The organism is uncultured Agitococcus sp. (genome assembly GCF_937920075.1).
Lineage (GTDB): Bacteria > Pseudomonadota > Gammaproteobacteria > Pseudomonadales > Moraxellaceae > Agitococcus.
Map to the genome: position 1 here is coordinate 44866 of NZ_CALETI010000172.1, position 15613 is coordinate 60478.

Annotated in this window: 14 protein-coding genes; 9 read left to right on the top strand and 5 right to left on the bottom strand. The window is 41.2% G+C overall.

Annotation, left to right across the window (positions count from 1 at the left end; genetic code table 11):
- Position 1 precedes the first annotated feature (1 nt).
- Genes Q0212_RS06530 through Q0212_RS06550 form a run of 5 tightly spaced genes read left to right on the top strand, consistent with a single transcriptional unit; the run spans position 2 to position 4152 of the window.
- Positions 2-703 carry a histidine phosphatase family protein gene (locus Q0212_RS06530; protein ID WP_297923768.1) on the top strand — a complete coding sequence of 234 codons (702 nt, stop codon included), beginning with the start codon at positions 2-4 and terminating at the stop codon, positions 701-703.
- Between the two features lie 54 nt (positions 704-757).
- Positions 758-1528 carry an SDR family oxidoreductase gene (locus tag Q0212_RS06535; RefSeq protein WP_297923770.1) on the top strand — a complete coding sequence of 257 codons (771 nt, stop codon included), beginning with the start codon at positions 758-760 and terminating at the stop codon, positions 1526-1528.
- A gap of 2 nt (positions 1529-1530) precedes the next feature.
- Positions 1531-2373 (top strand): SDR family NAD(P)-dependent oxidoreductase, encoded by an 843-nt coding sequence (locus Q0212_RS06540; RefSeq protein ID WP_297923773.1) that lies wholly within the window; start codon positions 1531-1533, stop codon positions 2371-2373.
- A 1-nt stretch (position 2374) separates the two neighbouring features.
- A complete protein-coding gene (locus Q0212_RS06545) occupies positions 2375-3175 on the top strand; it encodes an alpha/beta hydrolase (RefSeq protein ID WP_297923775.1) in 801 nt (266 codons plus the stop codon).
- A complete protein-coding gene (locus Q0212_RS06550; RefSeq protein ID WP_297923777.1) occupies positions 3175-4152 on the top strand; it encodes an NADPH:quinone oxidoreductase family protein in 978 nt (325 codons plus the stop codon). Before Q0212_RS06545 ends, Q0212_RS06550 begins: the two co-directional genes overlap by 1 nt.
- 56 nt (positions 4153-4208) lie before the next feature.
- Here the strand turns inward: Q0212_RS06550 and Q0212_RS06555 are convergent, their stop codons facing one another.
- The gene (locus tag Q0212_RS06555) at positions 4209-4454 is read right to left on the bottom strand and encodes a DUF2061 domain-containing protein (protein ID WP_297923779.1); all 246 of its coding nucleotides are present in this window, start codon (positions 4452-4454) and stop codon (positions 4209-4211) included.
- A gap of 222 nt (positions 4455-4676) precedes the next feature.
- Between Q0212_RS06555 and Q0212_RS06560 the strand changes: the two genes are divergently transcribed.
- Positions 4677-7925, top strand: coding sequence for a CHASE domain-containing protein (locus tag Q0212_RS06560; RefSeq protein WP_297923781.1), 3249 nt, complete (start codon positions 4677-4679; stop codon positions 7923-7925).
- On the opposite strand, the gene ygiD is transcribed toward Q0212_RS06560, so the two are convergent.
- Positions 7893-8672, bottom strand: a complete 780-nt coding sequence (gene ygiD / locus Q0212_RS06565) for a 4,5-DOPA dioxygenase extradiol (RefSeq protein ID WP_297923783.1) — start codon at positions 8670-8672, stop codon at positions 7893-7895. The two genes, Q0212_RS06560 and ygiD, sit on opposite strands and share 33 nt — an antisense overlap.
- A 242-nt stretch (positions 8673-8914) precedes the next feature.
- Here ygiD and Q0212_RS06570 point away from each other — a divergent pair, with 242 nt between their 5' ends.
- On the top strand, positions 8915-12067 hold the full coding sequence (locus tag Q0212_RS06570) for a beta-galactosidase (protein ID WP_297923785.1): 3153 nt from the start codon (positions 8915-8917) through the stop codon (positions 12065-12067).
- Between the two features lie 40 nt (positions 12068-12107).
- Here Q0212_RS06570 and Q0212_RS06575 read toward each other — a convergent pair whose 3' ends face one another.
- From Q0212_RS06575 to Q0212_RS06585, 3 genes are all read right to left on the bottom strand, one after another.
- The gene (locus tag Q0212_RS06575) at positions 12108-12509 is read right to left on the bottom strand and encodes a PIN domain-containing protein (RefSeq protein ID WP_297923787.1); all 402 of its coding nucleotides are present in this window, start codon (positions 12507-12509) and stop codon (positions 12108-12110) included.
- Complete coding sequence (locus Q0212_RS06580) at positions 12509-12736, bottom strand: hypothetical protein (protein ID WP_297923789.1); 228 nt, start codon at positions 12734-12736, stop codon at positions 12509-12511. The genes Q0212_RS06575 and Q0212_RS06580 overlap by 1 nt, the downstream gene beginning before the upstream one ends.
- Before the next feature lie 62 nt (positions 12737-12798).
- On the bottom strand, positions 12799-13677 hold the full coding sequence (locus tag Q0212_RS06585) for an NAD(P)-dependent oxidoreductase (RefSeq protein WP_297923791.1): 879 nt from the start codon (positions 13675-13677) through the stop codon (positions 12799-12801).
- 96 nt (positions 13678-13773) lie between these two features.
- Here Q0212_RS06585 and Q0212_RS06590 point away from each other — a divergent pair, with 96 nt between their 5' ends.
- Positions 13774-14670 carry an MBL fold metallo-hydrolase gene (locus Q0212_RS06590; protein WP_297923800.1) on the top strand — a complete coding sequence of 299 codons (897 nt, stop codon included), beginning with the start codon at positions 13774-13776 and terminating at the stop codon, positions 14668-14670.
- Positions 14671-14673: 3 nt separating this feature from the next.
- Entirely contained in the window at positions 14674-15612 is a 939-nt protein-coding gene (locus Q0212_RS06595; protein WP_297923794.1) for a DUF808 domain-containing protein, read from the top strand.
- The last annotated feature ends 1 nt before the right edge of the window (position 15613 follow it).

Below are 15613 nucleotides of genomic sequence, written 5' to 3' on the forward strand. Positions count from 1 at the left end.
AATGGCGGCAATTTATTTGGTGCGACATGGTCAAGCCAGTTTTGGCGCGGCGGATTACGACCAATTATCGGCGCGTGGTGAGCAACAAGCCCAGCTCCTTGGTCAATGGTTAAAAGATTGTCATTTACCTGTTGAAAAAGTCTATTTAGGGCAGGCAAAACGGCATTTACAAACCGCACAACATTGTTTGGCAATGACTGATAATTTATCAGCAAATGCTTGGCAAAGCTTAACGGGTTTTAATGAGTTTGACCATGTTGAGATTTTAAATCGTTATCGTCCTGATTTGGCCGAACATAGCACAATGGCACAGTTTTTAGCGGCCAGTCCACAGCCGCGTAAAGCTTTTCAAGCCTTGTTTAGTGCGGCAGTTGACCGTTGGTTAAGTGGCGAATATGACCATGATTACCAACAAACATGGTCAGCATTTCAACAGGCAACTTGGCAAGCCTTAGCACAAGTGCGTGCTGAAGCAGCGAATGCACGTCATATTTGGGTGTTTACGTCGGGCGGCACAATTACCGCGATTGTGCAGCAGTTATTGGCCTTAGACCCTAAACAAGCCTTTGCTATTAATTGGAATTTGGTCAATACGGGTGTGACTAAGCTGTTGTTTAGTGGCGAACGAATTAGCCTTAGCTATCTCAATAGTCATGGCCATTTAGAACAACAGCATCAAGCAGAATTGATAACTTATCGTTAAATCCTCACCCCAACCCTCTCCCAAAGGGGAGGGAGTTAAAGTCGAGTATAAAAAATGACAATAGCAAATACCTTTGATTTATCTGGAAAAATAGCCCTAGTGACAGGCGCAAGTCGTGGCATTGGCCAAGCGATTGCTGAGTTATTAGCCCAACATGGCGCACATGTGATTATTTCGAGCCGTAAAGCCGAAAGTTGTCAGATGGTGGTTGATAATATTATTAATGCAGGTGGCTCAGCCGAAGCAATGGCTTGTCATATTGGTGAGATGGCACAAATCGAAGCCATTTTTGCCCAAATTGAGGCTAAACATGGTCGTTTAGATATTCTGGTCAATAATGCTGCAACCAATCCGCATTTTGGTTCGATTGTCGATACCGATATTAATGCTTTTCAAAAAACCGTTGATGTGAATATTCGTGGTTACTTTTTTATGTCCTCATATGGCGCAAAATTGATGGCGAAAAACGGTGGCGGCGCGATTGTTAATGTGGCTTCGGTAAATGGTGTTATTCCGGGTTTATTTCAGGGCATTTATTCGATTACCAAAGCCGCTGTGATGTCGATGACCCAAGCCTTTGCCAAAGAATGTGCGGGCATGGGCGTGCGTGTTAATGCTTTATTACCGGGTTTTACCGATACCAAATTTGCCTCAGCTTTGGTGAAAAATGAGCAAATTGTTAAGTCAGTGTTACAACATGTACCGATGAATCGTATTGCTCAGCCGAATGAAATGGCAGGTGCGGTATTGTATTTAGTATCACCTGCGGCCAGTTATACAACGGGTGTGTGTTTAAATGTTGATGGTGGATATTTGTTGGGCTAAAAATGAAAAATCTAAAAAACAAAGTTGCAGTGATTACAGGTGCAGCCGAAGGCATTGGCAAAGCCATTGCTCAACAAGCGGCACAACACGGCATGAAGCTCGCTTTAGCCGATATTAATAGCCAAAAATTACAAACAACCGTCGATGAGTTTGTTGCACAAGGGGTCGAGGTATTTAGCCAAGCGTTTGATGTGGCTAATCATCAACAGGTTGATGCCTTTGCCAATGCGGTATTTGCCCATTTTGGTAACGTTCATCTGTTAGTCAATAATGCAGGGGTGGCGATTTCTCGGCCTGTTTGGGAAACCACGCCTGAAGATTGGCAGTGGGTGATGGGGGTTAATTTTTATGGGGTAACCAATGGTTTAAGAGCTTTTATTCCCCGAATGTTAGCCAACAATGAAGAAGGGCATATTGTTAATACAGCATCAGTTGCAGGCATGTTATCGTTGCCATGTACTGCCGCTTATAATGCCAGTAAACATGCGGTGGTGACGGTTTCTGAGGGTTTGTTTTTTGATTTACAACTGCGTCAAGCTAAGTTAAAAGTCTCGGTATTGTGTCCTGCATGGGTCAAAACAGGCATTGCCGAAGCAGAGCGTAATCGCACTGTTGGCCAAAGCATTGATTTTAGTCAAGCCGACCAAGTTAATCGTTTTACCGCAGGTATGGTGCAACAAGCAGTGGCGAAAGGTATTCCTGTCGAAAAAGTGGCTAATGATGTCTTTACGGCGATTCAAGAAGAACGCTTTTATATCTTTACCCATGCCAAAATTAAATCATCCATACAACTACGCATGGAAGATATTTTACAAGAGCGTAATCCAACTTTAGTGAGTTTGTGACATGCCTTATTTAACGGTAAATGGTGCAAATATTTATTACGAAGAGCATGGCCAAGGTGCGCAAACCATTGTTTTTGCGCATGGTTTGTTGTGGAGTGGTCAAATGTATGAGGCACAAGTTGCCTTCTTTAAACAGCATTATCGTTGTATTACCTTTGATTTTAGAGCACAAGGCCGTTCCCAAGCGACCGACAGTGGTTATGACATGGACACACTTGCTGCTGATGCTTTGGCTTTGATTAAACAATTGGTTGGCAAACCTGTGCATTTTGTTGGTTTGTCGATGGGCGGTTTTGTCGGTATGCGTTTGGCCATTCATCATCGGGAATGGTTGTTGTCTTTAAGTTTGCTCGAAACTTCCGCCGACCCAGAACCTAAGCAAAATTTATTAAAATATAAAGTCTTACCCAAAATTGCCCGTTGGTTGGGGATGGCCGTGGTTGCGCCACAAGCGATGCACATCATGTTTGGTCAAACCTTTTTAACTGACCCTCATCGTGCTGAACAACGCGCCGAAATGCGTCGGCGTTTGTTGCAAAACGACCGAATCAATATTGGCAAAGCCATTAATGGTGTGTTTAGTCGACAAGGGGTTTATCAATATTTACCTTCAATTACGACACCCACTTTGATTGTTGTCGGTGATGAAGATATTGCCACCATTCCTGCCAAATCACGACGCATGCACGCCGCAATTAAACACAGTCAATTGGTGGTGATTCCACAAGCAGGGCATACCTCAACCGTTGAAACACCTGATGCAGTCAATGCAGCCTTAGAAAAGTTTATAAAGGTAACATAATGAAAGCAATCCTCTGTAAAACTCATGGCCTTCCCGAAACACTTGTTTTAGAAGATATTCCTTCACCACAAGCAGGTGCAAAACAAGTCGTCATTAGCGTCAAAGCCTGTGGTGTTAATTTTCCTGATACCTTAATTATTCAAAATAAATACCAATTTAAACCCGAATTGCCCTTTTCACCAGGTGGTGAAGTGGCGGGTGTGGTTAAAGAAGTTGGCGAAGGTGTTAAACACCTAAAAGTCGGAGATACCGTCATTGCCATGACCGGCTGGGGTGGCTTTGCCGAAGAAGTTGTCACTGATGGCTCACGGGTGTTTCCTGTGCCACCCGTCTTTGATTTCAAAACAGCAGCAACTTTTGCTTATGTCTTTGGCACGTCCTATCACGCTTTGAAAGACCGTGCTCAGTTGCAAGCAGGTGAAACCGTATTGGTCTTGGGGGCAGCAGGTGGAGTGGGTTTAGCTGCGGTGCAACTCGCCAAAGTCATGGGGGCAAAAGTGATTGCTGCCGCCTCAACGGCTGAAAAATTAGCGGTTTGCCAACAATATGGTGCAGATGCTGTGGTGAATTACACCGAAGCTAACTGGCGTGAACAAATCAAAACCTTAACTGACGGTAAAGGAGTGGATGTGGTTTACGATGCGGTGGGTGGCGATTATGCCGAACCCGCCTTGCGTTCAATGGCATGGCGTGGTCGTTATTTAGTGGTTGGCTTTGCTGCGGGCGATATTCCCAAAGTGCCACTAAATTTAGCTTTACTCAAAGGTTGTGCAATTGTTGGTGTGTTTTGGGGAGAGTTTGCGGTTCGGCAAAAACAAGATAATCAAGCCAATATGATGCAGTTGTTTGCATGGCTGATGCAGGGGCAATTAAAACCGCATATTTCGGCAGAATATCCCTTGGCGCAAGCCGCTCAAGCCTTGAATGACTTAATGCAGCGTAAAGTAACAGGTAAAGCGGTATTAGTCATGGAGTAAAGTAATCATCGACTCCGTGCTTTGCATGGAGTCGACATGATAACTAAGATGCTAAGCTAAGCATGAACAACCGTTGGTACGGCAATGGTTGTTTGCTCTTTACGCGCCCATGCCCGTTCATGAAAGAAAAAAGCCACCGCTTGCACACTAGGCTCCAACATACTCAAGGTTAACGCCATCCAAATATTGCCTGTTACCATAAAAGCAACTGCCGCAGCGACAGTAATGTGCATCACATAGTAACTAAACGTCTTTTTTAAGGTATAACGATTGGTGCTAATAAATTGTTTAATGTGAGCCATGATCGTATCCTCTAGGTTATGCTTTCATAGACTCCATCTTAGAGAGAAAATATGATTGTGTAAAACTATTAGTTTTTATTGATTTAATAGTTTTTATATATTGATGTCATGTTTTAAAAGTTCTACAAACTCTATTTTGACAGTCGGACAATTTACGGCTAATAATATATTTATATTAAATTTCAATCTATTGGTAATTGTTTTCTAGGGATATAGGAATTTATGGATAAACCATCCACCTCATTGTTACGTACTATTATCGCTCATCCCTTATTTGGTAATTTACTTTTAGCCTGTCTTTATTTTTTAACGGGGCATATTGGTTTAGCGTTAGCCGCTGCGCCTAATTTTGCAACGGCTGTTTGGCCTGCATCGGGCATTGCTTTAGCATGGGTATTGATGTTTGGTTGGCGTTTTGCGATTGGTGTTGTATTGGGGTCTTTTGTGGTATCTAGCTTAGAGACTGCCAAAGCCTTAGAGTTGAGCGTCTTTGAAATTAACCATTTGATTCCCCTTGCAATTGCTTGTGGTGCAGCCGCACAAGCGGTGTTAGGCGCATGGTTAATTAAACGTTATGCAAATTATCCTAATCCTTTGGATACGCCACTCAATGTTTTTAAGTTATTACTGTTGGGTGGAGTGATTGCTACTTTATTGAATGCAACATGGAGTGTATCAGTCTTATATTTTAGTAAAGCAATTAGCCAAGATTTTGTTTTACAAAGTTGGTTTGTATGGTGGGTTGGTGACAGTATTGGTGTATTGGTATTTGCCCCCATGTTATTGGCCTTAGGTTCAGACAGTCCTTTTTTTAACAAAACAAGGGCAGTGTTAGTAGCTTTTGTTTCGGTAACCACCTTTGCATTAGCTGCATTAATTTTTTTATTAGCTGTACAGTTAGAACATAAAGATCGATTAGCAGAGTTTAAGGCACATACTCAACAATTGATGCAGCAATTACAACAACGCCTACAAGAATATGAAAGTTTTGCTCTATTTGCGCAAGGTTTTTTTGCAGGGAGTGAATTTGTCTCTCAAGAGGAGTTTTATCGTTTTTCTAAATCATGGCTGCAAAAACATAATGAGGTACAAGCGGTTGAATGGGCTCCTAAAGTATTATTATCACAGCGTAGTCAATGGGAAAAACAGCAGTCAGAACTCTTAAAGCAAGCTGTCTTGATTACCGAGCGTGGTGGTACACAACGTGATGCTGTGTTAATGACAGCTCGTGAGCGTGAATTGTATTTCCCTATTTTGTATATTGAGCCTTGGCAAAAAAATCAACAAATGTTGGGGTATGACACTCAAAGTAATGAAGGCAGCGCTGACCTACTCAAGCATATTATGTCAACTGAATTACCGTTGTTATCGTCACCGCTAAAATTAATTCAAAGTCCAACTAAAGAATCAGGTGTTTTATTGTATGTGCCAATTTTTCAACCAGATGTTGCACGTAATATTAATAGCTTAAAAGGCGTTTTAATTTTAGTGTTAAAAAATGAAATGGTTTTGGCTAAAGTACATCAAGAGCTAATTGGCAAATCCTTTTTATTATTAGTGAGAGACCAGCACAGCAAACAAAGCATTTATGGCATTGAACCGAGCGCGGCAGAATTAAAAAAAGTCAGCTCCTTACAAATGTATTATCAAGGTAGAGTCTCTTTTGGTCAACGATTATGGATAGTAGATATTTGGCCTTCGGGTCAAAAATTGGCTAGCTATCAATCATGGGTCACATGGTTAGTATTAGTTGTTGGTTTATTAAGTACTAGCTTAGCGGTGAGTTATACTTTAATTAGCACGGGCTATCGTCAATCTTTAGAAAAAGCGGTTAAACGACAAACAGATACCTTAGTCAGACAAAATCAACAGTTAGAACTTGCACGTCAGGATGCAGATAAAGCCAATGCCGCTAAAAGTCTGTTTTTGGCCAATATGAGCCACGAGATTAGAACACCAATGAGTGGTGTGTTGGGCATGACCGAATTATTGCGTGATACCTCTTTAAATATGCAGCAACAACAATATTTGCAAGTGATTTATGCCTCTGGCAAAGCCATGCTCAGTATTATTAATGATATTTTGGATTATTCTAAAATTGAAGCAGGCAAAATGGAGGTTGAGCAAATAGATGTTGATCTTGGTGAAGTATTACTAGAGTGTTCTTCTATTTTTTATTTAGTTGCCGAACAAAAAGGCATTGATTTTATTGTGAGTGTCGAAGCCAATACACCTACCTTAGTACAAACCGATCCCACTCGTTTAAAACAAATTTTGTTAAATTTGTTAAGCAATGCTTTTAAATTTACCACCAATGGTCAAGTGTCCTTGCGTATTTATCAGCGACATAGTCAAGATTCGTGGTTATACATTGAGGTAGCCGATACGGGCATTGGTATTTCTGCTGAGCAAAAGCACAGCTTATTTGATGCCTTTCAACAAGCCAATTTAAGCACCACGAGGCAGTTTGGTGGGACAGGACTAGGCTTGAGTATTAGCAAACAATTAGCAGAGTTATTACATGGTCAAATTGTTGTCGAAAGTGAGTTAGCCAAAGGTTCTCGTTTTATTGTGGCATTGCCTTATGTGATGGCAACAGAGCAATTTAAAGAGCAGCATCGTCAAGCTTCATCATTATTAAAAGGTTTAAGAGTCTTATTGGTGGATGATAATAATGACTTTGGCCGTCACATTGTTCAGCAAGCAGAATTATGGGGCATACACATTGATATTATTCACGATGGTGAATATGCCTTGTTATTGTTAAAACGAGCGGTGCAAGGGCAAAGGCCATATCATGTGGTTATTTTTAATGTCCAACAAAGTACCATTAGCATTGAAACTTTAGCCGAGCAAATCAAACAAAGTCCAGAACTGCAATCGTTAAAGCGTATTTTGGTATCTCGTGTGGCAACACAACCTACGGCACAACAACTAGCAGATTTGGCAATAGATGCAGTGATGCAAAAACCACACTCCTTTATGCCAATGCGTGATGCTATTTTAAGTGTTATTCCTGTCGAGCAAATAGATCAGCGTTATGGCGCATTAAGTCCAACACAATCGTCAATTTTAGCTAAAAAGCATATTTTGTTAGCAGAAGATTACATGGTCAATCAGATGGTGATTGTCGCCATGTTGCAAAAAATGCACATCACAGTTGATGTGGTGAGTAATGGTAAAGAGGCTTTAACCGCTTATCGCCAACAGCCACAGGCCTATGCCTTGATTTTGATGGATTGCGAAATGCCTGAACAAGATGGTTATGTCACCACACAATTGATTCGACAATTTGAGCAGCAGCAGCAACTAAAAGCAATTCCTATTGTGGCATTAACCGCTTATGTTAAAGCTGAGCAGTATAAGCATTGTTTAGAGGTAGGCATGAACGATTTTTTAAGTAAGCCTCTAACCGCTCAAACATTAAAGGCTTGTTTATTAAAAAATATTGGCGTAGATAAAACTGCGTAATGCAATGCTGCCATATTCATAACCCTCATCTAGCCAAGATAAAACATCATTATCTTGGCTAACCCCTGCAACATACAATAACGGCCAATAATGGTCTTCACTGGGAATAGCCAAACGGGCAATTTGGCTCATCTGTTGCCGTGTTTGTGTTAAAAAAGCCAAATCGTGTTGTTCAATAGCCGCTTTTATTTGCATATCAAAACTAATCGCCCAATCAGCACCTTGTTCCCGTTGCTGCCAGTCTAAAAGCCCTAAATTATGTACCACGTTGCCACTTCCAATAATCATTACCCCTTGATGACGTAAGTCTTGTAGTTTTTTAGCAAATTCAAGGTGTTGTTGACGAGTAAATTGGGTATTCAAACTCAATTGCACCACAGGTACATCCGCTTGTGGAAAAAGATGTTTTAGTACTGTCCATGTGCCGTGGTCAAGACCTGCTTGTGAGTCAGCAACAATACCAATATTCATCGCTAATAACTGTTGAACCAAACTTTGATCGGTTTTAGCAGCATATTGCACCTCATACAATGCTTGGGGAAAACCATAAAAATCAAATATCTGCTTAGGTTGAATAGCACTGGTGATGCGTACACCTTGTGTCAGCCAATGTGCCGAAATCATCAAAATGGCTCTTGGTTTAGCAAGTTGTTGACCACAATGTTTTAGATGTTGGGTAAAACGATTATCAAGCACGACATTTTCTGGCGAACCATGTCCCAAAAATAAAGCAGGGCTAAGAGTCATATTGATTACTCCATATAAATAAATCCAGTGTAATGAGTTAATTATCTATAGAGTAGCCATAAAACAGATAACAGGGTGTTGCCCAAAAGTGCGAATTAACACGGAATAATAAATATACAAATTTATATACAAGTGTATGTTTTTAAAGTCTTAACTTTTTGCGCCAGTTTTTTAACTTTCGACGCATTTTCACTAATCATTGTCAGAAATTATCAATCAATGCCTTATGTTGAAACGTAAGATTGTCCTACAATTTAACCGTGTTGATGTTTAAGGGCAAAATGATGAAAAAAACTTACTTAAGCGCAGCGATTGCGATTACCATGCTCAGTGCGAGTGGGGCTTATGCCAATTTGGCCAATGGATTGCCTTATGATGTCAGTATGGATGCCAATGGTTTTATGATTGATGGTCAGTATCGTTTGTTGCGTGGCGGCACGGTGCAATGGTTTCGGATTCCAAGCAGTGAATGGCGTGACCGTTTAGAGCGTTTTAAGGCCGCAGGTTTTAACACGGTAGATTTATATGTGGCGTGGAACAGTGTAGAGCCACGTGAAGGGCAATTTAATTTTAGTAGCCCTAATTTGCGTCAATTTATTTTGTTGTGTAAAGAGTTAGGTTTGTATGTTTATTTACGACCAGGCCCTTATATTACCAATGAAATGGATGGTGGCGGTGTGCCTGCATGGTTAATGGCTAAGTCCACCAAAAAAGACATTGCGGCGGATGGCAAACCTAATTTACGTACCCATGACCCTGATTATTTAAACTATGTGGGTAAATATTTACGCCGTGTGAATGCCGAAGTGCGTGATTTGTTTGCCGATCGTGGCGGGCCAATTATTTTATATTCGGTAGAAAATGAATATAACTGGTTTCAACCTTTTCACGAGGCTGACAAATTATTTGGTTATGAAGGTGGGCCAGAACGTGGTTTGTGGCAAAGCTTTAATCCCAATGCTTATTTTACCGCCTTGCGTGACATTGTCCGTAACGATGGCATTACTATTCCCATTACCACTTGCCCTGGTGATGGCAAAGCTTCAGCGACAGGCGATGTGTCTGGTGTTGTGCCTATGCCCAATATTTATAATGGTTTAGGCGGTGATTATCCCGAAAAAACGGCTGTTGACCTGTTAACCGATATGCACAGCAGTAATCATGGTGGTGTGTATGCCAATATGCCCAGTGGTACTACCGAAACCGACCGTGACCCAGTCAAAATCAAACGCTTATTATTAGGCGGTTTAGATGGCACATTGGCCTTTAATGCGGTGGGTATGATGACCCCTGGTTATCGTAATGCTATTGTGTTAAATACTCGCAGTGTTGATAACGCCTTTGATTTTAGTTCGATTAACAACATCATGAATGGTTTTGTCTCGCCACAAGTGGGCTATTTTCATGGGGTTGTTGATTATTATGGGCCTGTGTCGCCGTCTGGTTTATTGCGTCCATCATTCCATGCTTTCCGCCGTGATAACTTATTTTTTGATGCAGTAGAGCCGTATTTTGCCAGTGCAGGTACAGCACAAAAAACAGGTTTAAGTATGAGTAATACGGAGTTGGGTGCGCGTGAACCCAACAATGTTAAGGTCAATTATTGGCTACAAGGCACTCAAGGTGTGCAATTTGTTGGTTTGGTAAATCAATCAGGTTTTGCGCAAAATATTCCTGTCAATGGCATTAGCTTAAACGGCCAAACTTTACCTAAGTATGTGCCAATGACTGTACCAACCAATCCAGAAGCAGGTGTCGCTTCTAAAGACTATGCGATGATTTTGGTCAAAGATTTACCGTTAAGCAATGGTGCAGGCAAAGTTGCATGGACAAGCAGTGAGTTATTAACGTCACGCAGTTATAACGGTGATGCTTTAGTGATTGTGCATGGTGTGGCCAATAATCAAGGTGAATTGGTGTTAGAAGGTTTGGGCAATGCTACCGTTATCACCCGTGATAATGGAATTAACATTGCCGAACAAAATGCTAATCGTTTAGCCTTAACCTATAGCCACTATCCACATTTAGAATTAGTGGTGCGTAGTGAAGCGGGTAAAACGGTGCGTGTGTTAGTGACAACTACCGAAGAAGCAGGCCGTTTTTGGTTTCCACGCATTAATAATCAAGATTATGTGGTGGCAGGTTTAGAACTGTTAAAAGAAACTGGTGTATCCTCAGTGTACAACTTACAGTTGGCAGCGGAATATGACGTTAAAAATCGCCCCCTGTTTGTTATGTCACCACGTCGGATGCAGTTACGCAATTTAGTGGTGAATAGTGCGTGGAATAGTCAAACTCAAAGTGCAACGTTTACCAAGCCACAAAGTATTCCTAACTTAGCACCATTACCGAGTTTAATGGCAGGTAAAGTAGCCAGCGATATGGGCGAAGCAAAATTGGATTATGATGACAGTACATGGATGAAGTGGACAGGTCAGCCACAACCCTTAGAAAGTAAAGGCATTTATACAGGTCATGCTTGGTATCGTACCGAGTTAGATTTTGACCATGCGCCATATTGGTGGGAAGACTGTTCCTTATATATTGAACATGCCAGTGATATTGTTGGGATTTATGTCAACGGCACGTATTTAAGCACCAAGTTACCAGTAGGTACGGAGTTAGATTCTGACTCTTGGAATGCTAAATATCAGTTTCCGTCATTACGTCCTTACTTAAAACAAGGTAAAAATGTGGTGGCTTTCCGTGTTGAATCATGGGGACACGGTAGCTTTATGTTCCCACGTGGCACATTAGCTGCAACCAACATGAAAATTCCAAGTTTGGGTTTTGACAGTGTCAAAGGCTTGTGGGGAACAGCACGTTTAGGCGGTACTAATTTAACGAATTGGTCGTTACGTGCTGATTTAAATGGTGAACGTACGGGTTTAATGAGTAACAGTTATAGTGATAGTGCATGGCAAGCTGCAAGCTTACCAATGAATTTAGCCAAAGGCGAGGTGCGTTGGTATCGTGCCAAGTTTGATGCTAGCCAATTACCCAATACCAGCAATTTACACGCGCCTTTATCCTTACGTTTTGCGGGTCAACGTGTTAAAGCAACAGTTTGGTTAAATGGTCAGTTAATTGGTCGTTGGTTAAGTGGTGATGGTTGGATTGATAATGGCTTTTGGGGGCGTGCGATTCGTGATATGTGGATGAATACTAACCCTGATTATTTCCCCATTAGCACGACAGGCTTAAACCCAGCAGGTACAGCCAATGTGTTAGCAGTTGCCTTTGAAGATGTCTCGGATGGTGGCGAAAGCGCAGGACAAGTAGGTGAAGTATCTTTGGCCTATAGCCCAGAAATCAGAGCCGATATTAATGGTCAGTCGATGTTGGTCAATCAACCACGCGGTAAAACGCTGTTGAATGTGGACTTTTTAGAGTAATTTACGCTAACTAAAAAAGGCTTGGGTAAACAAGCCTTTTTTATTCAAACCAATTTACAACTTGCAAACCTTGCACTCTTTCAAACTCACGTACATTACGTGTCACTAATTGGCCATTTACCGATAAAGCAGAGGCGGCAATTAATACATCATGTGCGCCTATTGGTAAACCTGTTTTTTCTAAATCGACACGAATCTGAGCGGCTAATTCAGCGACTTTTTCATTCACATCAATAATAGATAAAAATTGCAAAAACTTGCTTAAGGCTTTGAGTCGTGGCAAGGCGGCCTCATGTGGTAAACGCAAAATCCCATATTTGAGTTCATAAACAACAATAGCGGGGACAGCAATTTGTTGCAAAGGTGTTGCCTGTAATTGTTGCACTACACAAGGCTCATTTCTAAAATAATAGCTAATGGTATTGGTATCTAAAACTAACATTAAAAGCCTACTCTGGGTGTATCTTCTGCGTGTTGTAACTTATTTTCTCGTAAAGGAAAATCTGCAAAAGACCCTGCTAGGTTTTTAAGTTCTTTTGGCCATTCTTGACGAGCGTGTTTTTTAATTAATTCGGCTATCCATTTGCTATTAGATAAGCCTGCTGCTTGTGCTGATTGGCGTAATAATTGTTCAGCTTCGTCATCCAAATATAAAGTAATTTGAGACATAAAAACCTCTTATAAATTATATTAGCTATTATAGTGTAGCAAAGATATAGGATCAATTTTATTTAAAGATCAGTTTTTTTAAACAATCTCACCACCGAACTTAAATCTTCCAAACTTGCACCTGTTGCGGCATGAAGTCTTAACAGTTGTGAGGCCAACGCTGAAATCGGGGTGCTACTGGTATTTTCTTTGGCTAAAGCCACCGCATTATCCAAATCTTTTAATAGGGTTTGTACTTTCCATTGCACAGGTTCAAAGCTATCTGTTGCCATGCGTGGTGCTAAAATTTGTAAGGGTAATGAATCGGCAAAACCACCTGCAAGGGCAGGGGCGAGTTGACGAGCATCAACACCTGCTTTGGCGGCTAAAGCCACCGTTTCAGCAATTAAAACAGCATTACTGGCGACAATCATTTGATTGCAAATTTTGGTAATTTGCCCTGTGCCAACATCGCCCATATGGGTTAATTTTTGTCCTAAATGTTGGGCAATAGGCTTAAATCGTTCTATTTGTTGGCCTTCACCACCAGCCATTAAAATGAGAGTGCCTTTTTCTGCGCCCATCACTCCACCCGACACTGGACAATCAAGCCAATAAATATCTTGTGCGCGTAAGCGTTGAGCAAATAGGCGTGTGGCATCAGGTGTAATACTACTAAAATCAACAATTAACTGTTGGCTGCTTAAATAATTAGCGAGGCCATTTTCACCAAAAACAACAGACTCAACAGCATCGGTATCCGCTAAACATAATAAAATAATGTCACATTCGCGGCCAATATCTGCTAGGTTTGCCGCAAGTTTTGCGCCTTGTTCCACTAAGGCTTGGCATTTATCTACCGAACGATTCCACACCCAAACGTCAAACCCCGCTTGTAACAAACGAGAAGTCATTCGACTTCCCATTAACCCCATGCCAATAAAACCGATCTTTGTCATCATTTACTCACTTGTCTTTGTTACGTTAATCGTCTAAGGTGCAAACAATCATCATAAAGCATTAAACTTAATTTGATAATCATCATGGATAAAGGTGCTATGCTAAAAAAGTTACTCGCTCAAGGCTTACGCAAAATCTTTAAATTAACACCGCAAGCACATATTTATAGTCCGCCTTTAGCTCAAGATGAACAAGCCATCGAATTAACCTATTTAGGCACAGCAGGATTTATTATTAAAAACAAACAACGTACTGTTGTTTTAGACCCTTATTTAAGCCGAATTGGTGTAACCGAACTCTTACGGCCATTACATACTAATACAGCATTATTAAAAAAATATATTCCCAAAGCCGATGAAGTATTAATTGGTCATGCCCATTATGACCATATTTTAGATGCACCAGATTTATGTAAGCAAACAGGCGCACGGTTAATTGGTTCGCGGGCAACATGTATGGTTGGCCGAGCAGCAGGTTTACCTGAGTCGCAGTTGGTTGAAACTCAAGGCCGTGAAGATATTGCCTGTGGCGCATGGACAGTGCGTGGTTTACCTTCGATTCACGGCAAAGCGATTATGGGGCGTATTCCTATCCCTGGTGATATTTTGTCACCGCCTGTTTGGCCGCCCAAAATGCTCGATTTAAAACATGGTTTGGTTTTAAATTGGTTAGTAGATACAGGCAAATTAAAAATTGTTCATATTGATTCGGCTGATTTTATTGCCGAAGAATTAAAAGGTGTGCAAGCAGATGTTGTCTGTTTGTGTGCGATTGGTCGAAAATATCGGCCTAATTATGTCAAAGAAGTGGTTGAATTGTTAAAGCCTAAGTGGATTGTGCCTTGTCATTGGGATACGATGTTTACCCCGTTTGAACAAGAGCCAGATTATATTCCGAGTGTCGATTTGGCAGGTTTTGTACAGGAAATTAAGGATGCAGGGGTAGAGCCGATTGTCATGCCCATGCGTGGAAAACAATGGTTTAAGAGAGCATAAAATATGGCAGGTAGTAGCCTATTAGCATTAATTGATGATATTGCCACCTTATTAGACGATGTGGCAGCAATGACCAAAATCGCAGCCAAAAAAACATCAGGCGTCTTGGGAGATGATTTGGCCTTAAATGCCCAACAAGTGGCAGGGGTAAAAGCCGATCGAGAATTACCCGTCGTTTGGGCAGTCGCTAAGGGATCGTTAAAAAATAAAGCGATTTTAGTGCCAGCCGCATTATTAATTAGTGCCTTTGCTAATTGGGCGATTATGCCGTTATTAATGTTGGGTGGCTTGTTTTTGTGTTTTGAAGGGGTGGAGAAACTGATTCATCCCTTATTGCATAGTCATGATGAAGATGAACAACATCACCAAGAATTAGTGCAAGCCGTGACGAATCCCGAAGTGGATATTTTGGCGTTTGAAAAAGAAAAAGTGACAGGTGCAATTCGTACCGATTTTATTTTATCAGCAGAAATTATTGTTATTACCTTAGGCACAGTGGCACAAACAACCTTTATTAATCAAGTATTAGTGTTAGTTGGTATTGCAGTTTTAATGACGGTGGGAGTTTATGGTTTGGTGGCAGGCATTGTCCGCTTAGATGATATGGGTTTACATCTGACTCAACAAGCCAATGCGGCCAAACAACAATTAGGCCGCTTTTTATTGGCATTAGCACCTAAGTTAATGAAGTTTTTATCGATTGCAGGGACAGCAGCGATGTTTATGGTTGGGGGTAGCATCTTAGTTCATGGTTTGCCTGTTGTGCATCATGCGATTGAACACAGTGCAGAAGCTGCTTCACATATTGCTGTGGTTGGTGGCTTATTAAAGTTTGTTGTTGGTATGTTGGCTGAAATGTTAGTCGGTATTGTCGCAGGTTTAGCCGCAGTGATGGTTATGACAGGCGTCAGCAAAGTATTGCCTAAAAAAGCTGAGGCTTGAT